Here is a 23,154-nt window from a genome sequence, read left to right on the forward strand (position 1 = left end):
CCCCCAATTACTAAAGATTAAATATTAGCCGATGCGGACAAATGTTGGGCTACCGTAAAGTTCACCTTCAAGCGTTCCCGCACCTGGGTATCGAGCTGCCACATGCATGCCGTTTCCGGTGTAGATACCGACGTGCCCTGGCCACCATACGAGATCGCCTGGCTGTGCTTCAGCTTGGGAAATAATCGTACCGGCAGCGAGCTGACCTTCGGAGTTGTGTGGCAAGGAGATACCTACTTGTGCATATACCCACTGGGTGAAACCAGAGCAATCCCATCCAGCTGGCGTAGTACCAGCCCACACATAAGGTGTTCCGACGTAGGCACGTGCGATTGAGGCGATGTCACCAGAGATCATAGCAGGGGCATTTACAGCAACGCGCCCGCCGGATGCTTGACCGCCGTTAGAACGCGCAACACTTGGAGCTGGAGCATTATCTACTGCTTCGACTACTGCACTGCCAAGATCGATCTGAGCATCTACTGCCTGGATGGACCATTCACCTTCGTTAGCATCTTCGAGCGAAATGCTTTGCACATCAGTGGTTTTGGCTGTCGCAACCTTTCCACTGAGGGAAACTGAAGCATTCAAGCTATCGGCAGAGATATTTTTCTGCTGACCCTCAGGAGCAGCAACTGCTACTGGAATACCGGCACCGGCGATAATGCCGAGAGCTCCTGCCAAGGCTAAGCCACGAACCGCATTTGGGTTCTTGACATCTACGGTCTTTGGCATCGAATGACGGCCCATAGCTTTTTCTCCATTTATGTCTAGGTTTTGGTTGTCAGATAAAATCTAACGCACCCGTAGGCACAAGAAAGAGATTACAGCGTTTATAACGATTAGGCAACAATTGAACACACAAATATAACAACAGCACACCAAACCCCACTCACATTGCGCAACTTTCCGCGAAATACCAACGAAAACTAACCGCAGTGATTCATGTTACAGGAACGTTATATTTTGTTACATTTTGTTATTTTCCACGATTCTTCGTTATATATGTGCTCCGCTGCCACGCTCAGCTGAACGATCCATATTATTGAAGCGAAACGAAAATATGGGTAGCCCACTCATCCGGGATCGCAATCCGCACATCTCCAAGCTCAACAACCGAAGGTTTGACGGACTCAACGCTTCCCTCTGCTTGCGGCACGAGCCCTAACTCGCGCAAATTATCTAAACTATCGCTATCGACTTGCAACACCTCAGCGATCCGTTCAATCTTAATCTTTTGCCCAACAACCGCCGGATCATCGAGCGCGATCAGGCCATCATCACACCCGCAATGAACATCGTCAGGTTGCGGATCACTGCTTGGCACCGGGTTACCAAAAGGATCGCGCGTGGGGTGACCGAGCATCGCACTGATGCGTTCTGCAACCTCATTAGACATCGCATGTTCCCATCGGCACGCCTCGTTATGAACTTCGGACCACGGCATATTGACAACGTTGACTAACATAAGTTCAGCCAAGCGGTGGCGGCGCATCACTCCCGCAGCTCGAATGTAACCTTCGGAGGTGAACGACATTTCCCGATTAGCTTTCATTACAATGAGCCCATCGCGCTCTAAACGCGCTACAGTTTCAGACACTGTTGGGCCGGACTGACTCAACCGCTCAACTATCCGAGCGCGCAACGGTGGAACACCTTCTTCAATCAGCTCGTATATGGTTTTCAAATACATCTCTGTGGTGTCTAGTAAATCATTCATATTCCACCTCTTCCTGCAAGCTATCTTACTTGATCGCACTAAATTACATCTACAAATTTCAACGCGTTCGTTGCGCTAGCTATTCCTATAGCACGCAATTCCTCATCGCCATACTAACAACGAGATACACCATATTTAGCTGACCTAACCCCAGCTCTTCTACCACCGTAACTTCCGCACTCCACAAAGCATTGAGTCGAGCCGGTTAGCTACCGGCTCGACTCAACGCACTAGCAAATTGAGAGTTACTTGATTCCCAATAAGTAACTGATCGGTTCGAGTGCGAAATATATAAAGAATACAACGCTGGTCAGATACATCAACGGATGGACCTTCTTTGCATTGCCCGCCACTACTTCAACAAGGACGTGAACAATGAATCCAAAACCGATACCGACGGTAATCGAGTAAGTAAATGGCATGAAGACGATCGCCATAAAGGATGGGATGGCGATGCGTAGCTCTTGCCATGCGATTTCGGCAACTTGTTGCATAATCAAAAAGCCGACGACGACGAGTGCCGGAGCAGCAGCTTCACTCGGCACAATTGCGAATAGCGGAGAAAGGAAAGTTGCTAACAAGAAAGCAACGCCAGTAACTATTGAAGAAATACCAGTACGAGCACCTTCGGCAACGCCGGTGGAGGACTCAACGAAAGAGGTGTTGGTTGATACGCCGCCCACACCACCAGCAACAACACCGAGAGAGTCGATCAGCAAAATGTGGCGTGTGCGTGGAAGTTGACCACGCTCATCAACTAAACCAGCTTCTGTACCCACTGCAACCATCGTACCTAAGGTATCGAAGAAGTCGGCCAACATGATTGAGAAGGTCAAAACGATAACCGCGATGACTCCGAGCTTTTCGAATGGTCCAACGATCGAGAATTGACCGACGGTTGAAAAATCTGGAATTTGAACCGGTGAACCAGGGAAGGCAGGAACAGTTAAACCCCAGCTTCCTGGATCGTCATGGCTGAGTTGATGTAAACCGAAGATCTTTTCGATGACGATTGCTAAGAGAGTGCCAGTAACGATGCCGATAAGCAGGGCGCCTTTCACACGGCGAACCATCAAAACGATGATGGTTAGCAGAGCAACGATAAAGACGACAAGGGGCCATGTAGAAATCGAGTTATTAACAGCAAACGAAACAATAACGCCCTGACCTGGTCGCACGATACCCGCGTTGACCAAGCCAATGAAGGCAATAAAAAGGCCAATGCCTACCGAGATTGCTGAACGTAGGAATTTAGGAACCGCCCGGAATATGGCTTCGCGTAACCCGGTAAGCACCAATAACACGATCACGATACCTTCGAGGACGACAATTCCCATGCCATCTGCCCAAGTCATTCCTGGAATTTGCACGAAGCCCGCAATCATGCCGTTCAGGCCGAGACCGGCTGCCAAAGCTATGGGGAAGTTAGCCGCCGCACCCATCAAGATTGACATAATTCCAGCAACCAGCGCCGTGGCGGCTGCGATAGCAGGAATGTTTGGTTCCAAACCCCCGCCAAGGAAAGCGCCAGTTGAATCTGGACCAGATAAGATGATCGGATTCAAGACGAGGATATAGACCATAGAGAAGAAGGTCACGATGCCGCCACGAACTTCTTGAAGTAGCGAAGAACCACGTTCTGCTACTTTGAAGTACTTCTCGACGACGGAGGGAGATGAGGACTCAGTCATTGGCTGTTTTACTGGGGCAGCTCCCGTAGTGCTGTTCACTTGCTCTACTTTCGCACACGGCAAAGGCACAAATCAGAACAATGCCAAATCCTGAGACGTATTGTTCTCAAACTTTAAGATTACGGGGATTCTACCTGGACTAATTCCCCGGCGCCGCGAACATAAACCTCGCCGTCGTTATCACCTAAAAATATGGATTGCCCAGTATTAACAAAGTAATTCTCCCCATTGACCCACAACTGAGCTGCGCCTCGCACACACAAAATGATACGTGGACCACAACCACGAATAGCAACCCGCTCATCTGCGTGCCGTAACGAAACAACCGACAACTCGAAATCATCTACCGGCACATAGAACGTCGATTGCACCGCAGTGATGCGCTCGGCAGCAATCCTAATCGGTGGCGCGGCAACCGTATCAGTAATGCGCAAAAGTTCATCAACATCCATGTGCTTGCGCGTCAAGCCTGCGCGCAACACATTATCTGAAGCTGCCATCACTTCCACGCCTAAACCGGAAATATAGGCGTGGACAATCCCGGCGGGAGTGAACAACGCCTCGCCGGGATGCAACGTCACCGGATTGAGCAATAACGAAGCCACCACCCCCGGATCTTGAGGATAAAAATGAGCGATACGTACCGCGAGCGCGTCGGCACGCGGCGAGGGAGACTCGTGCGGATTCCGGCGGGAACACGCCTGGACCAATTCTTGAACTTGGGCGCCCGAAGGGCGAGTGTGGTGAGAAATGAGCGTTGAAAAAGCCCGCTGGACGCCGTTCGTATTCGGTTCGGCAAGTATTATCGCGTGAAGCTGACGCGCAATCGAAGAATCTAGACCAGCTAACACACTTAAAATGCGGCGCGGGCTACGAAAACCAACTAACGCCTCGAACTTCGATAGTGCGTAGACCATCTCCGGTTTATGGTTTGCATCTGGATAACAACGCATCGGATCGCAAATCTGTAAACCAGCATCGTTTTCTCGCGCAAACCCAGCCTGGGCTTGCGCTAACGAAGGATGGACTTGTAGCGATAACGGCTCATCAGGGGCAATCAGTTTTAACAAAAACGGTAGTTGCGAGCCGTAGCGTGCCACAATGTCACGCCCAAGAACAGTGTTGGGATCTGTGGCAATCAGATCAGCAAGTGAATGGCCAGGTGATTGCGTGCCGGACAAGCTAGCCGGTTCGTAGGCGCGTGTTGCCGGATTATCCGAAATGAACGACGGCGCAGTAGGGTGGGCACCAAACCATAGCTCGGCCACGGGGTGGCTATGTGGCGCATAACCGAAAAGTTGGGGGATCGCACTATGCGATCCCCACGAGTACTCGCGAACTCTCCCCTGCAAGAACTTCATGCACTACTGCTTTGCAACCTCAATATTGACGTCGTCAATAACAGGCGATGCCTGCTCCCACAGGGGTTCTCGATATGCGACATCAGTTTCGGAGTGTGAACCACAACCATGATCCATCGAAACAACTCGGCCATCGAAAGCAGACCACTCATTGGCGCAAACCCCAAAGAGTTGGCGCGCCGAACCACCCATATGCAACAAATAACCGCATGTAGAGCACGGAGCCTTCGCGTCCCGAGTGGCCTGATTTCGCGGCCCAGCATCGGATCGATACCAACGCCGATAGGTTTGCGAACGTCCCTGCTCAGACATGATTCGAGCACGGCCTAAACCCAGCTCCCACAGGGCAATCGCATCTTCATCCACTCCCACGGACTCAAAACCCTGATCCAAGCCCGGATCAACGTTGGCTACCAAAAGTGGATCATGCGGATTATACGGCATGCGATCTGAAGGATGAATATCCGATGGGTGAAGTCGATCAGACCACGGTACCCAATCTGGAGCCAACAACGCATCTTCACCAGGCAAAATCGATAGCTCAGCGACTAACGCTTTCTTCGCGCGCGGAACGCGAACAAGGGAGACCACCCAATACCATCCGCGATATCCCGGTAGCAGGCAATCAAAGGCATGAGTGACAAGACGTTCATCTTCTTGAAGCATGCCAACATGATCACCGATATGTTCTAGGGTGGTGATATCCAACAGTGCTTGGCGAGCAAAATCGATTGCACCCCCAAGAACTTTATCTTTAACAGCTTTCTTGCTTGGCTTTATACGCTTAGACATCGAAATCATCTGCCAGAGCACGCAACGCTTGAGCGATTCGTGGGCCCCCTTCTGGATAGCGACCTCGACGCAACTGGGTTGAGGACACATCAAGAATCTTGATGAGATCTTCAATTAGTGGCACAAGCTCTTCCGGGGAACGTCGGTTAGCTTCGAGCAACGAAGCTTCCTTCTTCATTACCGAAACCGATAACGCTGCCGGTCCGCGGCGGGTTTCTCCCACACCATATTCAACCCTGGTTCCTGGACGAAGCTTAACCCCAATCGGTACCGCGCTTTGCGGTAAGTAGACTTGGGCGCCGTCGTCGCCAGTGATAAAACCAAAGCCCTTCTCTGCATCGAAGAACTTTACTTTTCCAGTAGGCACGGCATTCTCTCTTTCATTTCCAATATTGGTAGATAATTTCTCGGTACGAAAACTTTACTACACATATTATGACACTTAACTGCCAAAGTATTCCATCAAGTAGCGCGGTGATGATTTTGCGGGTGGCGTATCTGCTCGCCCACACATTGTGGGAAGGGCTTGATAAATTTGGATTATTACCTAAGAGGAAGGTCAAGGCTATGAAATACACACGTGTATATGCTGCTGCTTGTTTGGCGGGATTGCTGTCTCTATTTTCAACAGCCGCCTACGCAGTTGAGCCTGTCGATGTGGAGCGAAATTACGAAGACTACGCCGATGTCTCAACCAGTGTTGCAGCCTTGTCTAATCTGATGGTTGAAGTATCCAACGGCAATCTGTGGGTGATCACAGTTGACGATTTCGATTCTATGCCTCCCAATCTCTGGGCAAAGCAGACCTTTGAGAAGTCTGGGCTAGGGTCAGGCGATGGTTTGTTAGTTATTAGTATAGGAACCTCTGAACTTTACGCATATTCACCCAGTGGCGATATTAAAGAGTTGTTGAATCAGGCAACTACGCAAGATGTGCTCGATGAATTCCATGAAGGCAATTGGGATGAAGGCCTTACCTTGTTCGCCGAACATGTGCGCTCGTTGCGTGGTGGCGCGACGTTGCCGGTTTCGCAGCCAACGTCGTCAGTACCTAACATTCTTCCAGCTTTAGGCGTTATTGGTCTAGGAGGGGCTGGAGTTGCAGGGTTTGCCTACTGGCGCAAGCGTAAGAAACTAGTAGCTCGCCAAGCCGATTCCCAAGATCTTGCCCGACGAGCCTCTACTGAACTACTTGCGGCTGACGACGACGTTCGCGCCGGCGTGAGCGAACTGGAGTTTGCCCGCCTCGAATTTGGTACGGATGCTACCGCGCAATTCCGGGAAACACTTGAGTTGGCACAACAAGATGTTGCCAAGGCGTTTGGATTGCGGCGCCTGCTTGACGACGACGAACCAGAAACTCCCGCTCAGCAAGAGCAGATGAATACCCAGATTCTTAGTCTTGCCCAGCGGGCACGTCAAGCTATGCGCTCCCAAGCACAAGAGTTTTCGCAGTTACGCGATCTAGCTAACCGGATTGGGGGGAAACTCACTGAATTGAGTGAACGGACGGGTGAGCTACGCTCACAGCTTCCGTTGCTCGACGATAAGGTAGAAAACTTAAAGTTTAACTTCCCCAAGGAATCCTTGGTGACGCTGTCGGCCTTCCCAGATCAGATTCGCTCCCTGCTCACAGCGGTTGAGTCACATTTGGATACTGCCCTTAAGGCAGAATCTGGTGGAGAGAAAAACCAGGCAGTACAGTACGCTCGGTTGGCCGAAAGTGTTCTTGACCAGGCCGTTCAGTTGGTGAAGCGGATAGATGATGCCCCCCAATTACTGGCGGCAGCACGTGACCAACTGGCTGCGGGTATTGAATCACTTTCGGCAGATATTATTGACGCTCGTCGATTAGGTGGAGCAGATGCCACGATCCAGATGCGTCAAAAGGAAGCCGAGGAAGTTCTTGCTCGGGCTACCGGAGGCAGGCAGGTTGATCTGTTGCTCATCAACGAGCAGCTTTCCCAGGCGGAACGCAATCTCGATTTGGCGTTAGCAGGTGTGCGCGCACGAGATGAACAAAAACGGCACATCGACTCCAAGGTGAGGCGCTATTATGAACAGACTCAGGCAAAGTTGAAGAGCCTAGATGAGGATGTGACTCGGTATCGAGAGGTTGTCTCTGCTGATACCAGAACGCTACTGCAACGAGCACACTCAATTTTCCATTCAGCACAAGGACTACCGGTGGACGAACAAATAGCTGCTTATATTTCAGCTATGGATTACGCCTCTCGTGCAAATCGTGCGCTGTTTTCAGATCTCGAAGACTATCGCGACTCTGATGACGGTGGCGGCAATTTAACTGACGTTATTATTAGTGGCGCCCTACGTGCCTTGGTCTATGGAGCATTTTCGAGCGGTTCTTCTCGCCGTGGCTATAGCGGAGGATGGGGCGGTGGCCGGAGTTCCGGTGGCGGCTTTGGATCAAATGGCGGTGGTTTTGGAAAGTCATTCTAGGGCGAGCGAAGCGAGCACATACTATATTTTATCTAAAACAATCACATATTTAACACAAATCTGGTAACAATAAGACTGGAAGAGTCAGTCACAACGAAAGGTTTTTACCATGGCTGAAAAACAATCAATTCTCGGGCGGATTGCCCAGCTCACCAAGGCGAATATCAACGCACTTTTGGATCGCGCTGAAGATCCACAAAAGATGCTCGATCAAATGGTGCGTGATTACACCAACTCAATCGCTGAAGCTGAGGATGCGGTTGCTGTTACTGTTGGAAACCTTCGGCTTGCTGAGGCTGACTACGATGAAGATGTTCGCGCCGCTAGTGAGTGGGGTACTAAGGCGCAAGCTGCAGTTGCAAAGGCACGCGAACTGCGCGCTTCGGGAAATGAAGACGGCGCGCAGAAGATGGAAAACCTCGCTAAGATCGCCCTTGAACGCCAAATTAGCGCCGAAACTGAAGCTCGCGACGCCGAACCGATGATTAATTCCCAGCGTGAGGTTGTTACCAAGCTCAAGGATGGCTTGAACGTGATGCGTTCTAAGCTCGAAGATTTGCGCTCAAAGCGCGATCAGCTCGTGGCTCGTGCAAAGTCTGCCGATGCACAGAACAAAGTCCAAGATGCCATTAGTTCAATTAATGTTCTCGATCCGTCAACAGAAATTGGCCGGTTTGAAGAATCAGTGCGCCGCCAAGAAGCTCTTGCACTTGGTAAAGCAGAAGTCGCCTCTTCTTCACTTGAAGAACAGTTTGCGCAGCTAACATCCTCAACGTCACAAACCGAAGTTGAAGCTCGCCTCGCTGCGTTGAACGCCTCACTCGACGTCGATCAGATCGAAGGCTGAATATCGTAGCTGAGCCCAACCGGCCGGAAAAACAACTGAGCCTTTTATAGAGCTCTTCAAGAGCTGCGCTATGAGCAGGCTGAATGGGTAGTGATGAACAATGTAAAGGTTTATCACTACCCATTCGGTTATCTTGGCAGGCTACATCACCATCGAAATACGCTAACGAGAAAATTCGCTGAATTTCCTTAGCTACCACGCTAGGATAACGAGTATGTATATTCTTATTGATGGTGAAAATATCGATGCCACATTGGGCGTAAATATCTTGAAACGACCACCGCGCGGCGAAGAACGCCCCCGGTGGGATCGCGTATTGGAATTCCACCCGTTCCAGGCGCAGTCCGAATCCGAGGATCCTGAAACGCAATCGGATACAGCCTCCGCGCGCGGCCTATTCTTCCTTAACGTTTCCCAACGAACTGCCGCACCTTTTATCCAAGCGCTACTGGCAATCGGATGGCAACCCATTCAGTTGACCTCTACAGATCCCGAACGCAAGATCGTCGATGAAGGCATCCAGCGCACCTTGGATGCGATTTTGAAAGAAAAGCCGGGAGCCGACGTTGTCGTTGGCACACACGATGTCGATTATTTACCGCAACTTGAAGCCCTCCTAGATGCCGGGCACCGGGTTTCCATCTTGTGTTTCCGTGAATTCTTAGCGCTACCTATCGCAGAACTCGAAGATAAAGGGCTCATCATTCACGATCTCGAACTAGATGTGCAAGCGTTTAACCTACCACTTAATCGCACTCACCCAGTTGATATCGACGAATTCGATCCATATCCCTACCTTTAATCCGAACATTCTCAGAATATTTTCAGTTTTCTAACGAACAATATTGACTATGGCAGAACAAAAAGTATCAGCGAAAATTCTCGTCGTCGACGACGAACCTTCGATCCGCGAGCTTCTCTCCGTATCGCTCAAATTCGCCGGATTCACCGTCGATACGGCAGCCGATGGCCAGCAAGCAGTTCATAAATCACAAGAATTTACCCCCGATCTGATTGTTCTCGACGTCATGTTGCCGGACTTCGATGGCTATGAGGTCTTGCGCCGGATCCGCGAGCGCAGCTCAGATGTTCCAGTCCTTTTCCTCACCGCAAAAGATGACCTAGAAGATAAACTCCACGGCCTGACGGCCGGTGCAGACGACTATGTGACGAAACCTTTTTCACTCGAAGAAGTCGTGACTCGAATCCAAGTCATTTTGCGTCGCACCAATCCAACCGAACCAGATTCAGCCATCATCCGCTACCACGATCTGGAAATCAACGAAGATACCTACGAGGTGCGCCGCGCCGGGCACCTCGTAGAGCTCTCCCCCACCGAATACAAGCTGTTGCGCTATTTAATGGTCAATGCCGAACGCGTGGTATCTAAAGTACAAATCCTTGACCACGTTTGGGATTACGACTGGATCGGGGAAGCTTCTATCGTCGAATCCTATATTTCGTATCTGCGTCGAAAAATCGATTCGGCAGAAGCGTTAGGAATCACCGACCCCACCCAAGCAAGCGAACTTCTTCCGTTGATTCACACTAAACGCGGTATCGGCTACGTTATGCGAGCCGACAGATAAGCATGGCCGATCATCGCCCTCGACCCCCGCTTACCGGCCGACTTTCATGGCAACTACTTGCCGTATTTCTCCTTATTATCAGTATGGCTTTGATTCTTGTCTCGGCCTTCGCCACGATCTCGTTGCGCACCTTTTTAACCTCCGAAACAGATAAAACGCTCTCGTCTTCCGGCCAGATCGTCGCCTCGCAAACTGTTGATGCTCTTATCCAAGGATCTTCAAGCACGCTACTACCATCGGAGTTCTACTTATTTATCCGTGACGATTTCGGTACGGCAGTAGAAGAGGTACATCATGCAGTTGAACAACAGTTCGGCAAACCACTCAACGCAGCCGAATTAGCCAATGGCTACATTTCTCAACCGCGCTCTGTTCCCGGCACTCGGCTGCACACCCAATGGCGTGTTATTTCAGTTCCGTTAACCTCCACCGGGCCCAATCCACGAACAGTTGGGCACGTACTCATCGGTCTACCGTTAGAACAAGTAGAGCGCACGGTTGCGAACCTTCGCCAAGTCTTAACACTATTTGTTCTCGTCATTACCTCTATTGGTTCGCTAGTGTCTATCGTTTTGATCCGCAGGTCATTGCGTGGTTTGCGTACCGTTAATCATGTAAGTTCAGACGTGCGACGCGGTAATTTCTCCGCCCGCGTCCCACCAATGAAACCCGGTAGTGAAGTTAATGCATTAGGTGAATCGATCAACGCCATGTTGGATGAAATCCAGACGCTCTTCGATGCTCGGGCCGCTTCCGAGCAACGAATGCGTCGATTTGTTTCCGACGCATCCCACGAATTGCGTACCCCGTTGGCAACAATTCGAGGCTATGCCGAACTTTATCGGTTGGGCGGAGTGCCCAGCGATCAGATTCCGCAAGCTTTTGGCCGAATCGAATCAGAGTCAGGCCGAATGGCTAATCTGGTTGAAGACCTTCTGAAACTTGCGCGCCTTGATGAGCGTGGCGAAATCAATCCAAAGCCCGTTGACCTTGCCGCAGTAGCCCTCAACACGGTTTCCGACTTCCTGGCACGTGCACCGCAACGCAGTGCTACCGTGACGAATCTCGACGGCGGTGAGGTCGAGTCAGTTGTTATTATGGGCGATAATGATTCTGTTACTCAGCTTTTAACGAACCTGTTGGGCAATGTCAGCACGCACACTGAGAGCGATGTTGCTGTGGAAGTTGCCGTGGGGATCAACCCGGAAAATTCTGCACAGGCGATCGTTGAAGTGCGCGATCATGGCCAAGGTATTCCCGAAAAGGACCGTGACCATATCTTTGAACGATTCTACAAAATCGATTCTTCGCGCTCACGCTGTAGCGGTGAAGGCTCCGGGCTGGGCTTAGCTATTGTGGCTGCGATTGCGGCTGCTCATCACGGCCGTGTGTCGATTAAGGAAACACCAGGCGGTGGTTTGACAGTCCGGTTAAGTTTCCCGCTTCCTTATCTGCAAAACCACACCATTGACTCCGCTAGTTTAACGTCGGATCTGGGTTCGCCGTCATCTGATCGAGCATAAGTTCAATGTGGTGGCGCACGCGAGCAATGAAATCTTCTGGAGTTTCTTCGGGCTTGCCATACATGGGTTCGCCAATAAAAAGATGAACTTGTGGATGGTTGAGTGTAGGCAGATACCGCCCTACCGGCATCGCCTCATGGCCACCAGACATCGCTAACGGAACAATAGGAACCCCGATTTTCAGTGCGATCGCAGCTGCTCCGGGTTTGAATACTCCCATCTTTCCATCCCGCGATCGCGTACCTTCAGGGAAGATAAGAATCGGTATGCCGGCACGCAAGAGCTTGCTGGTCATCCCAGTAGCACGACCAGGTGCGGGGGTGGTAGTTTTCCCTTTTCGTTCTATGGGATAAGTATTGAAGAATATCGAGGTCAGTTTCGCGATACCCTTTTTCCGATAGAAGTAATCGGCTGCTGCGCCGGTTGCGAGATTGTCGGTCATATGGTCTGGCAGCAACGAAAACACCATCGGCGCATCAAGGTGGGAGGAGTGGTTACCGACGACGATATATGCGCCAGTAAGCCCTTCAACGTTATGTTCCCCCCACACGGTTGTGCCCAGCAAGGTCTTCATCGCAGGCCGGGTTACGACTTTGCGCACGGCTTTGCGGACTTTTCGTTTGCGATCTGAACGGTAATCGTCTACCGGATTGTGTTCACTCATCGGCGGCCTTTGTTCAATTTCTTGACTGCCTTGTGTACCACTCTTCGCGGTGTATGCCGGGCGAAGAAGGCAAGTGCCTTGAATCGCTTTGCTGGGATTGTTTCAGTTTTTCCGCGCTCAACATCGGCCAGTGCTTCGTTGACGACGCGTTCAGCATCGAGCCACAGCCAATGGGGGATTGACGACGTCGATACTCCGGAGCGTTCATGGAATTCGGTTCGTACCCATCCGGGCAAGAAGGAGACGACTTGAACGCCGTATTTTCCCACTTCGATAGACAATGATTCTGACCACATACGCACAAAGGCTTTGACTGCCGCATAGGCTCCCATCGGTGCGAGGGAGGCGATTGAGGCGGTGGTGATAATAATGCCGTTGCCGCGTTGTTTCATTGCGTATGCGGCAGCTCCACCGAGTTCCATTGGTACGAGTGCCATAAGTTCAGCTCCGGCTCGCAACTGGGTTGCATCATCGGTTGCCATCGGCGAATACATCCCAGACCCAGCGTTATTGACAAAAATCGAGATGGGTTCGTTCTGTGCTAAAAGTGCGGTTTTGACGAGCTCTACGCCGTGGCGTTGGCTTAAATCTGCTTGAATAGTTCGCACATCTACGCCAGTTTCGCCCGATATTTTTTCAGCGACTGCGCGCAGGCGCGATTCGTTGCGCGCCACCAGCACTAGGTCGCAGCCTTTTTTAGCTAGGGCATACGCAAATGCTGCCCCCATTCCCGATGTGCCACCGGTAATAAGTGCACGGCCGGAAAGAACTGTTTTCGCACCTTGTTTGTTCACAATATCTACGTTAGAACACTTTGGGCTGTAGAGCACTTTGATTTACACCTTCGTGGTAATTGTCTAGTTGTTGTCAGCTACGAGTTTGGGTAGTTTGCTAGGTGGGTATAGAATCGTGGAACGTTGACTATGGAGGATCTATGCAAGACATAAACGTTCCTGGTTGGGTAGTGCAGGCCTTTGTGCGCAGTGCACTCGATGCCGGTGCGAGTGCGCAACGTACACTCATTGAGCAAACCGCCAATGATCTTCTCACTGTTTGGGCAGCACCTGAGCGGTTATTTCATAACACTCGGCATCTAACCGATATGCTCACTCGCGTAGATACTCTTGCACCCGAAACTCAAAACCCGTGCCTGGTACGGTTGGCAACTTGGGGCCACGGACTCGTCTTCAATATTTCCCCAGAGGCGGTTTACTCGCGCAATGGCGGTGAAGACGAGCGCGCTTCTGCCCACGTGGCCGCCCAGTATTTTTCCGCTATCGGTATTCCAAGCAACAACATCGAGCGAATTTCAGATTTGATTATGCAGATGCACAAACGCCACGACGTTCCAGGTTTGACTACCCACGCTGACGAAACCTCACGTTTCGATTCTATCGACGTTGATCGCATGGCCTTATACGATGCACACTTTGGAACCCTAGCCACCCCTCCACAGCGCTACAAGAGCTATGTGCAACAGGTGCGCGAGGAATATGCACATGTTCCAGAACAAGACTGGTTGATGGCTCGGCGGTTGATCGCACAACACTTATTGGCGCGTAAACGAATCTTTTTGACGCCACTGGCCGCACAGTGGGAACCAGTTGCTCGGCAAAACTTACAAGCCGAATTAGAACGAATTGATGCTCTTGCACTGTGCGCTGATACGACGACGGATTCGCACGATTATCAACCACCGACCGAAACGCTACCTGGCGCGATCTTAGAAGAAGATCCAACCGCAAAGCTGTTCCAAACCGCCGAGCTGGAACGCAACATGGTTCAAACTCCTGCCCCGGATGTGGATAGTGATCACGATAACGGCGCTGTTGACGACGTCGTCGTCTCTGATGTTATTCAACCCCACGTGCCGGTAGTGAAGCGATCCTCGCTCGAAGAACTCGATGATGCGTTCACCCCAGGTGCTCCGCCACGAGTTTTAGACCATTCACAAGCTGCGGCAGCGCGGCGCGAACAGATTGTCCAAGAAACCTTGGAAACAATTGAGCGTAAGCAAACCGAAGCACTGGAAGGGCGCGAAGAACGCGAGTAGAAACGCTAAGTATGGTGCTGAGGTAGCAAAGGCTTCGTCGTTTTATAGTCAGTCTTGGGTTTGCTTGGTGTTATACGCCGGAAACGACAACAGCATCACGAACGCCGGAAGAACTGTTGTACTGATGACGCTCAAATATATTGCCACGCCGTGGTTAGGGATCACTAGCCCAGCAAAGAACGTTGAGAGCGCCGAAGCACCATAAAAAGACAACGTCTCTACCGAATCAACCCGAGCCAAATGCTCATCATCTGTCACATACTGGCTCAATGTTCCCACATAAATAAAGAGTCCAACCCAGAAAAAATCGAGCGCGAAGAGCCCGAAACTGAGGAAGAATAGGTTATGGATGAACGCAAAGGTTGCCAGGATGATGCCGACACCTGCGAGGGATAGAGACATTACTAGTTTATAGCCCCCGATAGGAACGAAGCGCTCTAACGTCAAGGACGCAATGATTCCTCCTACGCCAGAGGAGGCAAGTATGAAGCCGACCAGCCATGCTGGTAGACCGAGATCAGATTTCAGATGAACCACTACGCCATAGATGTATCCGGCAGTGGTTGCACCTAACGCAACCTGAACTAACTGCGCCGCGATAAGGGTTCTACTGCGAGCAATATATGCCATGCCTTCATAAATATCGGGCAAGATCGCGCGAAAGATCCCGCTCTTACCTGAACTGGTAGCAGATGAGGCCACTGTGGGCCGCGGCGGCAATGCTCGATAAATAAGGGCATTTGCACCGGACATAACAGCTGGGACGAAGAGCGCCAACGGGCCACCGAGTAACCCTACTATTCCGCCAGCAACTGAAGGGCCACCAATCGCGGCAACACCTTCAACAGTTTCTACTCGTGAGTGATAGTGAAGGAGCGCATCGCGTCCCAGTAGCTGCGGAACATAGCCGGCACTTGCTGCTACCCCAAATTGGGACGCGGCTCCACGCAGTGAACCGATCGCAATAAAAACTAGCGGCTGAGCAAAACCAACGTAGAGAAATATCCCCAAGATAGCTAGGCAGATCGCTTCAATAATATAGCCACCGATCACGATTGGTCTGCGCGGTAGCCGGTCTGCAATCGCCGCCAGCGGCATTGTCAAAACTAATTGAGTAGTTAACGTTGCCGCTGCCAACGTGGCAGCCAATGCGATGGATCCAGTCGCGTAGAGGAAGGCAAGCGGGAGAGCGACTTGCGCTATTGCGTCTCCAATAAGGTTAATGAGTGTTGTCGAATATAGCCGGCGATAAACGCCCTTCGTCACGTTACTCATCATGATCTCCATAATCGTTCAACATTAACGCTACGCATTCATTTAGGTAGCGGCACATCCAGCTAATAGTATGTTTCGTGTAAGTTTATCTTGCTGAAATGTTCATTTCTATTTATAATGATTTCAGATATTCACCCCAATTCCTGAGCATCCATGGCGTTTATGTATGTATGAACAAAGTTGATCCAGGCACGGTGCCGTTAGGTCGTAAAGAGCTGAGCTAAAGAACAACGTGTGGTTTACGCGAAGGAGTGGGAAGTGATTAGTGAGGATCGGTTATCGTTTCGGGATGTGTTGTTTGGCTGCGTGGTCTTTAGCGGACTAGCTTCTTTTGCACTCATACACACCCAAGGATTTCAGCAACTAGGATTTATCTCAACTGCTGGATTTATCGGTGATATTTTCGGCCTCACCCAACGCCTCCCCTTGCCTACGCAATGGACACTGAGCATTACTATCGGAGCGCTCACCGAAATAATCTGCGCCGCCCTCAGCTGGTGGATACTTACCCGAACGAGTTTATCTTTCACACTACGCTTCACCCTTGCCGTAGGTCTCACAGCAGTATTTCGCGGCATATTCTTCGCTCCCTACCTCAACGTCTTATCAAGTCTTCAATGGGCTGGGGTAGCAGTATTTTCCACCTACTACTACTGGAAGTATCGTCGAGTATGGCCACTAGCATTAAGCCACGCACTATTTAACGCCATCGCATTTAGACCAAACGACATCTTGAGCGAAACACTCTTAGGAACACTAAAAACCACCACCAACGACGTCGTCCTGCCCATCATCATGTGCTGGGCAATCGCATGGCTCATCACCCGAACCCTCAACCACGCCACCACTAAAAACACAACTACAGTGCCAAAAACCGCGCTCTGCGCTCTACGCGCAACGATGATTCTTGGAGCAACAACCATCACCGTTGGCGGATTCATTGCCGGCATCATCCAGCTTTTTTGGCAAAAATCATTGCCCATCTATATTCCTGGAGTCTATTATTCATCCCTGGAACAAAACCGGTCACAATGGTTCTGGGGCATGATTATCATCGGAGGCCTGCTAGTAGTAGCATGGTATATGCTCTCTCGGAATACGTTTCCTTCACACTCATCGCCAGCCACCCGGCATAGCTCCTGGATGATTTTTGGAGTATTTTTTGCTATCGTCCTCGTGCAAGGAAGCGCTTTTCGTATCTATTTCAGATCCTGGGGAATGGCGACCGGAACCGACTTTCACCATTGGTTTACCAATCACGACATATATGGCATAGACGTTCCGCTATCATCTCCTTCAATATGGGATATTCTCCGCAATACGCTCAATGGCGGCATGGAAGAACTTGCCTATGCGTTAATTTTATTAGCCTTGATCTATATGTTCCGCATGCCATCACGCCTGTCGATTGCAGTAGTACTCATCTTCCGGGTGATACTACACCTGTACTACGCAACGCTTGGCATAGTATTATGGCTTATTCCCGACGGTATCTTTGCCGGCATATATGTCACACGCCGAGGCCGTATCCTACCGCTGATCATCGCTCACGGACTCTACGACGCAATTCTTGCCATCCAAGAATATATTGTGCGCACCGACCTTTTCGGCCACCTTCGCACCGATGCGATTGACCGGATATGGACTCCCGTAACTGGAATAGCTGGCATCATCGCCCTCACCCTCGCCTACGTCTACTACACACATAAGCGGTCCGAGGAAACTACAGAAAGCCTGACAGCCACACCAATTTAGCCTAAGAAATCTGAAGTAAAGCTCGGCCTATAGCCTAAAGCTCGCATAGCACACTGGTTACTAAAAAGGAGCGAACCTCGGAACATCTCCGAGGTTCGCTCCTTTTTGTTTGGCCATTATCTGGCCACAAGAACTAAGCAGTTATCCTTAGTACATGCCGCCCATATCGTCAGCACCTGGTGCTGGAGCGGCTGGTGGTTCTGGCTTATCTGCCACAACTGCTTCAGTGGTGAGGAACAGACCAGCGATTGAAGCTGCGTTCTGGAGTGCAGAACGAGTAACCTTCACTGGATCATTCACGCCTGCAGCGAGCAGGTCCTCGTACTCACCGGTGGCAGCGTTCAAGCCGTGACCAACTGGCAGTGAGCGAACCTTTTCTGCAACAACTCCGCCTTCGAGACCAGCATTAACTGCGATCTGCTTGAGTGGGGCGGCAACAGCTACGTGGACGATGTTAGCACCAGTTGCTTCATCACCTTCGAGTTTAAGATCAGCAAGTGCCTGGTCAGCTGCGTGGATCAGTGCAACACCACCACCGGAGACGATACCTTCTTCAACAGCAGCCTTTGCGTTGCGGACGGCGTCCTCAATGCGGTGCTTGCGTTCCTTGAGTTCAACTTCAGTTGCTGCACCAGACTTGATAACAGCAACACCACCAGCGAGCTTTGCGAGACGCTCTTGAAGCTTCTCCCGATCGTAATCGGAGGTGGAGTTCTCGATCTGGGTCTTGATGGTGGAAACGCGAGCAGCGATATCTTCTGCCGTTCCAGCACCTTCAACAATGGTGGTGGAATCCTTGGTGAGCACAACCTTGCGGGCACGACCAAGAAGCTCGATGTCAGCGTTCTCTAGCTTGAGGCCAACAGTTTCCGAAATGACCTGACCGCCAGTGAGGATAGCCATATCCTGGAGCATTTCCTTACGGCGATCGCCGAAACCTGGAGCCTTAACAGCAGCGGACTTGAAGGTGCCGCGGATCTTGTTGACGACGAGGGTTGCGAGTGCTTCACCTTCGATATCTTCAGCAATGATCACGAGTGGCTTGCCAGTCTGCATAACCTTTTCAAGAACTGGGAGCATATCCTTGACGTTGGAAATCTTGGATTCAACCAAGAGAACGTAGGCATCTTCAAGAACGGCTTCTTGACGATCAACGTCAGTGACGAAGTATGGCGAGAGGTAACCCTTGTCGAAAGACATACCTTCGGTAAGTTCTAGCTCAGTGCCGAAAGTGTTGGACTCTTCAACAGTCACAACGCCTTCCTTGCCGACCTTATCAAGAGCTTCAGCGATCAGCTCGCCGATTTCCTTATCGCCAGCAGAGATAGCAGCAGTTGCTGCGATTTCTTCCTTGGTCTCAACTTCTTTAGCATTCGTGAGAAGCTGCTCTACGATCTTCGCAACAGCTTTATCGATACCCTTGCGCAATGCGATTGGGTTTGCACCAGCTGCAACGTTGCGCAGGCCTTCCTTGACGAGAGCTTGAGCGAGAACGGTTGCTGTTGTGGTACCGTCACCGGCCACATCATCAGTTTTCTTAGCAACTTCCTTGACGAGCTCTGCACCGATCTTCTCAAACGGATCTTCGAGTTCGATTTCCTTAGCGATGGAGACGCCGTCATTTGTGATCGTTGGCGCGCCCCACTTCTTATCGAGAACGACGTTACGGCCTTTTGGACCTAGAGTGACTTTGACGGTGTTGGCAAGCGCGTCAAGACCGCGCTCCATTCCCCGGCGCGCGTCTTCATTGTGAGCAATGATCTTTACCATGTTTTTCCTCCCGGTTGGGTGGGTTGACAGCTGGTGCCCGCGACGGACGGTGTTCGACGTACACGTTCTGTTTCGTGTGCGATGCCCACCTCACCAGCTAACGTTTTATCACTCTCCTACTGAGAGTGCCAACATCAATATTGGCACTCTCGAGGCGAGAGTGCAAGATGGCACGGTTAAAAATGTGCACATTCATCTAGTAGAGAAAAGTTGAGTGCCTCGAACGCAACTTTCAACGTTCAAGGCACCCACAATTAGCTAGAGAGATAACACCTTCTACGATGCTGTTTTAATCTCAAACGATATCAGCGCAAAATAACGACGACGTCTGCATCGAGTCCGAGATCTGTTCCGTCCTCAACAGCAACATTTCCGAGATTCTTCGCAATATCTTGAGCTACTTGGAGGTGTGCTGCATCTCGGTAATAGACCGTGGTATCAATGGGTAAGCGCGCATTGGAGTAATCTCCTGGATTGACATTCTCATATCCCTGATCTGCCAGTTCTTGCGCAGTGCGCGCCGCTAATCCGGCTTCACCTCGCCCGTTTAGCACTAAAACACCGATGGTCTTATCAATCTCAGGTTGTGCAGGCGGAGCAGATGGTTGCGCATCTTGTTCTGCACTCTCTGGATCTTCACTTGCCGGCTCATCAGCAGGTTCTTGTTGTCCGGGCTGACTTGGTTGTTGGTCAGGCGAAGCAGGTTGTTGAACTTCAGCGCTAGAATCCTGCGTTGATTTTTCCGCGATAGTACTATCACTAGCTGCCCACAGTCCGATTCCCCAACCGAGGAGGGGAGCAAGGACAAGCACTGCGGCAAGGGCAAGAAGCCATGGGCTAAACCGCCGTGGCTGACGGTGTGACCCCAGACTCTCACGTTCTTGGGCTAGCCGGTCAAATTCGTCTTCTATATATGCGTTCACGCGTTGGCCTACCTATATTCTCTTAACGATTATTCTCTTGTCGATCAGGATCTATATATACTGCTGAGATTTACATTGGGTGGCGTTCTTCAACTCGCCCATCACGTAATCGACGTAACCGATCCACAAGTTGTGGCCGCGCCTTCCAGACACGTTCATCATCAAGCATACGCGACAAAAGCGCATAATAACGCATGGGAGAGATATGTAGCTCTTGGGCAATGGCCCGCTCTTTTGTTTGAGCAATCCTCCACCATGATTCTTCGATTCTAAATATCAGTATTTCCAATTCCGTCAAATGTTGCGAACTATCTTGTTGAGCCTGCTCCATGCTGTCAATCCTACCCGGTTCGACCCAGATATAGACCACAATCGTGCTACAGCCATATCTGCAATAACCTAAGAACACCACATAATATCGATTCTGACCACTAAACTAACAGGCTTAGTCCCACTAAAATAGAACTATGAATACACTCGGCAATGTTATGCATCCAACATGGGCACAGGCTATGGAACCAGTTGCTTCCCAGATTCACGCTATGGGAGATTTCTTGCGTGAAGAAAATGCTCAACACCGCGGCTACCTTCCCCAAGGCAAGAAAATCTTGCGAGCTTTTGAGCTACCTCTACCTGATGTTCGAGTGCTCATCGTCGGACAAGATCCATACCCCACCCCTACGCACCCGGTTGGTCTTTCATTTTCTGTAGATCGCTCTGTTCGCCCGTTACCTCGCTCTTTAATTAACATCTATCGTGAACTACACGACGATCTGGGTATTACGCCTCCCGAACATGGCGATCTGACCTCCTGGACCGAGCAAGGAGTGATGCTACTGAACCGCGTATTGACCGTCACCCCCGGCTCCCCAGGTTCGCACGCGAACCTGGGGTGGGAGAAGGTAACCGATCATGCCTTTAGAACTCTCGCCCAACGCGGTGGCCCACTCGTAGCAATATTGTGGGGAAAACAAGCACAATCCTTAGCCCCGCTCATGCCCGATGTACCAAATATCAACACACCTCACCCATCTCCACTATCGGCACACCGTGGCTTTTTCGGCTCTAAACCATTTTCGAGAGCTAACGCATTACTTGTAGCGCAAGGAGGCGAACCGATCGACTGGACCATCGTCTAAATTTTCACGCCGAGAAGGTGCTACGCCACCTGAGCATAAAAACTCCAGCACCGATCAATAACAATGCCATACCCGTTAAATACCATGCTTCAAATCCCGTCTTCGCCAATTGTTGGCCCGGCACAACATCTTCACCCGCAGGAGCTGAATGTGTCACTACATCCGAGGTTTGTGGATGAGGTTCTGGCACAGGCGGCGCGCTATCGGGTTCTGGAACAGATGGAAGACTCGGCACGCATTGGTCTGAACCGGCAACGATTACGTTCCCCGTTAAGCCATCACGCACTGGATTTCCGGCTTCATCGCGGCAAACGTCATCAACCCCCAGCCATTGCAACACCGCTTCAGTTTCCTGACGCTGTTGCGAGTGACGAATCAACACTAAACTTTGGCCATGTTCTTCAGGCGATATCAGTGGCGTAATCAAGCTACGATCATATTGTGGAACCATAGCACTCACTACAATTCGTAAATTTCCACGGTCAGCGACATTGCGCAGATCAAGATACATCTCTTGACCAGGCTGAACATGATCGAGATCGATTTCATTGCCTGCAACATCAACCAGAGCTCTCGCATCTGGAAGTTCGACCGAAACTGAAGGCAGTGCGGTTTTTATTGTAATCGGGCCGATGAGTTCGCCAGCAAGACCCACCTCACGCGGAACTTCCACTCTGATCTCACTATCCAGATTGGGGTGATCTAGCCCGGTATTATGCTCAGACAATAAATAATTGTAGAGCTTAGTTATTGCCGCAGAATCTTCACTTTGGGATGAGCGATTGTCTAGATCTGCAAAATCTGGCTCCACCCCGTCAGTCAACCGCCAAATTGCAGATTGTGTGGCGGTAATTGCTTGTGGAACAGAAAGATGTGGAATATCGAGATCTTGGGCTAGTTCGGCGATGCTTCGCGTAGGGAAAGAATGTTGGACGATCCATGCCACTTTCTGCCGCACCTGCGGATCGATACCAAAGGCGTTATCTCCTAAGAAACCATCCCAATCAGTGAGAGAAATCGGTGAGTTGCGATTAATGGAAACCGTTATTTCTAGGCAATAGGCACGATAGAGAGCGTTGTGCGGATCTTTGATAGTAAAAAGCATTGGCCGCGTGCGCCAAACTTGGCGAGTATATCCTGGATGCAGGTTAGCTTCGACTACCGGACGGTAGCTCATCGTGATACCTCGCAGATTCTCTTCTTGAGCTTCGATACGATAGCTGGAATCATCTGCATGTGCACTACCTACTGGCACAAGCACGAAAATAGTTGCAGTAAGAATAGTTAATAGACGAATGACAAGGTTCATCGCTAGTCCTTATGTTGGAGAAGTATGCTTACTCCACCAGACTAAGCACCCAAAAGAACTACCCAGAATAAAAATCCACAGTAGCTCGATTATCCACATTGGCGTTGTTCAAGCTCGTCACAAAGCACATCGCCCAGTCACACGATTCACCACAGCCCGAAACACTAACCTCACTGCCCCACTACAAAATAAAAAGATTAGAAGCCACAACACTCACATGTGCGAACACAATGGGAGGGCGATCTTCAGCACAATCACCCTCCCATAAAAGCTGCAACACCTA

At 50.7% G+C, this 23,154-nt stretch carries 21 protein-coding genes; 8 read left to right on the forward strand and 13 right to left on the reverse strand.

What is annotated here, in order from left to right; all coding sequences use genetic code 11:
• Positions 1-24 precede the first annotated feature (24 nt).
• From NG665_RS07660 to NG665_RS07685, 6 genes are all read right to left on the reverse strand, one after another.
• Positions 25-750 (reverse strand): C40 family peptidase, encoded by a 726-nt coding sequence (locus tag NG665_RS07660; RefSeq protein WP_252673119.1) that lies wholly within the window; start codon positions 748-750, stop codon positions 25-27.
• A 292-nt stretch (positions 751-1,042) separates the two neighbouring features.
• A complete protein-coding gene (locus tag NG665_RS07665; protein WP_252673120.1) occupies positions 1,043-1,720 on the reverse strand; it encodes a metal-dependent transcriptional regulator in 678 nt (225 codons plus the stop codon).
• A 245-nt stretch (positions 1,721-1,965) separates the two neighbouring features.
• Positions 1,966-3,411: an NCS2 family permease gene (locus NG665_RS07670; RefSeq protein WP_252674108.1), complete on the reverse strand. Its 1,446-nt coding sequence runs from the start codon at positions 3,409-3,411 to the stop codon at positions 1,966-1,968.
• Positions 3,412-3,530: 119 nt separating this feature from the next.
• The gene (gene manA / locus NG665_RS07675; protein ID WP_252673121.1) at positions 3,531-4,772 is read right to left on the reverse strand and encodes a mannose-6-phosphate isomerase, class I; all 1,242 of its coding nucleotides are present in this window, start codon (positions 4,770-4,772) and stop codon (positions 3,531-3,533) included.
• Positions 4,773-4,775: 3 nt separating this feature from the next.
• A complete protein-coding gene (locus NG665_RS07680) occupies positions 4,776-5,564 on the reverse strand; it encodes a DUF3027 domain-containing protein (RefSeq protein ID WP_252673122.1) in 789 nt (262 codons plus the stop codon).
• Positions 5,557-5,931: a cold-shock protein gene (locus NG665_RS07685; RefSeq protein ID WP_252673123.1), complete on the reverse strand. Its 375-nt coding sequence runs from the start codon at positions 5,929-5,931 to the stop codon at positions 5,557-5,559. The genes NG665_RS07680 and NG665_RS07685 overlap by 8 nt, the downstream gene beginning before the upstream one ends.
• Positions 5,932-6,131: 200 nt before the next feature.
• On the opposite strand from NG665_RS07685, the gene NG665_RS07690 reads away from it, so the two are divergent.
• The 5 genes from NG665_RS07690 (at position 6,132) to NG665_RS07710 (ending at position 11,983) form a co-directional block, all read left to right on the forward strand.
• The gene (locus NG665_RS07690; protein WP_252673124.1) at positions 6,132-8,024 is read left to right on the forward strand and encodes a TPM domain-containing protein; all 1,893 of its coding nucleotides are present in this window, start codon (positions 6,132-6,134) and stop codon (positions 8,022-8,024) included.
• A gap of 109 nt (positions 8,025-8,133) precedes the next feature.
• Positions 8,134-8,871, forward strand: coding sequence for a PspA/IM30 family protein (locus tag NG665_RS07695; protein ID WP_252673125.1), 738 nt, complete (start codon positions 8,134-8,136; stop codon positions 8,869-8,871).
• 214 nt (positions 8,872-9,085) lie between these two features.
• A complete protein-coding gene (locus NG665_RS07700) occupies positions 9,086-9,673 on the forward strand; it encodes a nuclease (RefSeq protein ID WP_252673126.1) in 588 nt (195 codons plus the stop codon).
• Positions 9,674-9,722: 49 nt separating this feature from the next.
• A complete protein-coding gene (locus NG665_RS07705; RefSeq protein ID WP_252673127.1) occupies positions 9,723-10,460 on the forward strand; it encodes a response regulator transcription factor in 738 nt (245 codons plus the stop codon).
• Positions 10,461-10,543: 83 nt separating this feature from the next.
• The gene (locus NG665_RS07710; protein WP_252673128.1) at positions 10,544-11,983 is read left to right on the forward strand and encodes a sensor histidine kinase; all 1,440 of its coding nucleotides are present in this window, start codon (positions 10,544-10,546) and stop codon (positions 11,981-11,983) included.
• On the opposite strand, the gene NG665_RS07715 is transcribed toward NG665_RS07710, so the two are convergent.
• Both NG665_RS07715 and NG665_RS07720 read right to left on the reverse strand, forming a co-directional pair.
• Entirely contained in the window at positions 11,937-12,647 is a 711-nt protein-coding gene (locus NG665_RS07715; RefSeq protein WP_252673129.1) for a lysophospholipid acyltransferase family protein, read from the reverse strand. The two genes, NG665_RS07710 and NG665_RS07715, sit on opposite strands and share 47 nt — an antisense overlap.
• On the reverse strand, positions 12,644-13,441 hold the full coding sequence (locus NG665_RS07720) for an SDR family NAD(P)-dependent oxidoreductase (RefSeq protein WP_252673130.1): 798 nt from the start codon (positions 13,439-13,441) through the stop codon (positions 12,644-12,646). Before NG665_RS07720 ends, NG665_RS07715 begins: the two co-directional genes overlap by 4 nt.
• Positions 13,442-13,581: 140 nt before the next feature.
• On the opposite strand from NG665_RS07720, the gene NG665_RS07725 reads away from it, so the two are divergent.
• Entirely contained in the window at positions 13,582-14,700 is a 1,119-nt protein-coding gene (locus NG665_RS07725) for an HD domain-containing protein (RefSeq protein ID WP_252673131.1), read from the forward strand.
• A gap of 48 nt (positions 14,701-14,748) precedes the next feature.
• On the opposite strand, the gene NG665_RS07730 is transcribed toward NG665_RS07725, so the two are convergent.
• On the reverse strand, positions 14,749-15,975 hold the full coding sequence (locus NG665_RS07730) for an MFS transporter (protein WP_252673132.1): 1,227 nt from the start codon (positions 15,973-15,975) through the stop codon (positions 14,749-14,751).
• A 258-nt stretch (positions 15,976-16,233) separates the two neighbouring features.
• Here NG665_RS07730 and NG665_RS07735 point away from each other — a divergent pair, with 258 nt between their 5' ends.
• On the forward strand, positions 16,234-17,730 hold the full coding sequence (locus NG665_RS07735; protein WP_252673133.1) for a CPBP family glutamic-type intramembrane protease: 1,497 nt from the start codon (positions 16,234-16,236) through the stop codon (positions 17,728-17,730).
• 147 nt (positions 17,731-17,877) lie between these two features.
• On the opposite strand, the gene groL is transcribed toward NG665_RS07735, so the two are convergent.
• The 3 genes from groL to NG665_RS07750 all read right to left on the reverse strand — a co-directional run bounded on the left by groL (position 17,878) and on the right by NG665_RS07750 (position 20,754).
• A complete protein-coding gene (gene groL, locus NG665_RS07740) occupies positions 17,878-19,500 on the reverse strand; it encodes a chaperonin GroEL (protein ID WP_252673134.1) in 1,623 nt (540 codons plus the stop codon).
• 305 nt (positions 19,501-19,805) lie between these two features.
• On the reverse strand, positions 19,806-20,423 hold the full coding sequence (locus NG665_RS07745; RefSeq protein WP_252673135.1) for a LytR C-terminal domain-containing protein: 618 nt from the start codon (positions 20,421-20,423) through the stop codon (positions 19,806-19,808).
• Between the two features lie 70 nt (positions 20,424-20,493).
• Entirely contained in the window at positions 20,494-20,754 is a 261-nt protein-coding gene (locus tag NG665_RS07750) for a DUF3263 domain-containing protein (protein WP_252673136.1), read from the reverse strand.
• A 136-nt stretch (positions 20,755-20,890) separates the two neighbouring features.
• Here NG665_RS07750 and NG665_RS07755 point away from each other — a divergent pair, with 136 nt between their 5' ends.
• Entirely contained in the window at positions 20,891-21,562 is a 672-nt protein-coding gene (locus NG665_RS07755; RefSeq protein WP_252673137.1) for a uracil-DNA glycosylase, read from the forward strand.
• A gap of 4 nt (positions 21,563-21,566) precedes the next feature.
• Here the strand turns inward: NG665_RS07755 and NG665_RS07760 are convergent, their stop codons facing one another.
• Positions 21,567-22,871, reverse strand: coding sequence for a thioester domain-containing protein (locus tag NG665_RS07760; RefSeq protein ID WP_252673138.1), 1,305 nt, complete (start codon positions 22,869-22,871; stop codon positions 21,567-21,569).
• Positions 22,872-23,154 lie beyond the last annotated feature (283 nt).

It is taken from the genome of Arcanobacterium pinnipediorum (genome assembly GCF_023973165.1).
In the GTDB taxonomy this organism is placed as follows: Bacteria; Actinomycetota; Actinomycetes; order Actinomycetales; family Actinomycetaceae; genus Arcanobacterium; species Arcanobacterium pinnipediorum.

Coding starts and splice junctions, on each gene's coding strand:
- NG665_RS07750 (WP_252673136.1), bottom strand. CDS start 20,754: ATGGAGCAGGCTCAACAAGATAGTTCGCAACATTTGACGGAATTGGAA.
- NG665_RS07660 (WP_252673119.1), bottom strand. CDS start 750: ATGGGCCGTCATTCGATGCCAAAGACCGTAGATGTCAAGAACCCAAAT.
- NG665_RS07690 (WP_252673124.1), top strand. CDS start 6,132: ATGAAATACACACGTGTATATGCTGCTGCTTGTTTGGCGGGATTGCTG.
- NG665_RS07760 (WP_252673138.1), bottom strand. CDS start 22,871: ATGAACCTTGTCATTCGTCTATTAACTATTCTTACTGCAACTATTTTC.
- NG665_RS07665 (WP_252673120.1), bottom strand. CDS start 1,720: ATGAATGATTTACTAGACACCACAGAGATGTATTTGAAAACCATATAC.
- NG665_RS07730 (WP_252673132.1), bottom strand. CDS start 15,975: ATGAGTAACGTGACGAAGGGCGTTTATCGCCGGCTATATTCGACAACA.
- NG665_RS07725 (WP_252673131.1), top strand. CDS start 13,582: ATGCAAGACATAAACGTTCCTGGTTGGGTAGTGCAGGCCTTTGTGCGC.
- NG665_RS07705 (WP_252673127.1), top strand. CDS start 9,723: ATGGCAGAACAAAAAGTATCAGCGAAAATTCTCGTCGTCGACGACGAA.
- NG665_RS07700 (WP_252673126.1), top strand. CDS start 9,086: ATGTATATTCTTATTGATGGTGAAAATATCGATGCCACATTGGGCGTA.
- NG665_RS07715 (WP_252673129.1), bottom strand. CDS start 12,647: ATGAGTGAACACAATCCGGTAGACGATTACCGTTCAGATCGCAAACGA.
- groL (WP_252673134.1), bottom strand. CDS start 19,500: ATGGTAAAGATCATTGCTCACAATGAAGACGCGCGCCGGGGAATGGAG.
- NG665_RS07695 (WP_252673125.1), top strand. CDS start 8,134: ATGGCTGAAAAACAATCAATTCTCGGGCGGATTGCCCAGCTCACCAAG.
- NG665_RS07710 (WP_252673128.1), top strand. CDS start 10,544: ATGGCTTTGATTCTTGTCTCGGCCTTCGCCACGATCTCGTTGCGCACC.
- NG665_RS07755 (WP_252673137.1), top strand. CDS start 20,891: ATGAATACACTCGGCAATGTTATGCATCCAACATGGGCACAGGCTATG.
- NG665_RS07680 (WP_252673122.1), bottom strand. CDS start 5,564: ATGTCTAAGCGTATAAAGCCAAGCAAGAAAGCTGTTAAAGATAAAGTT.
- NG665_RS07670 (WP_252674108.1), bottom strand. CDS start 3,411: ATGACTGAGTCCTCATCTCCCTCCGTCGTCGAGAAGTACTTCAAAGTA.
- manA (WP_252673121.1), bottom strand. CDS start 4,772: ATGAAGTTCTTGCAGGGGAGAGTTCGCGAGTACTCGTGGGGATCGCAT.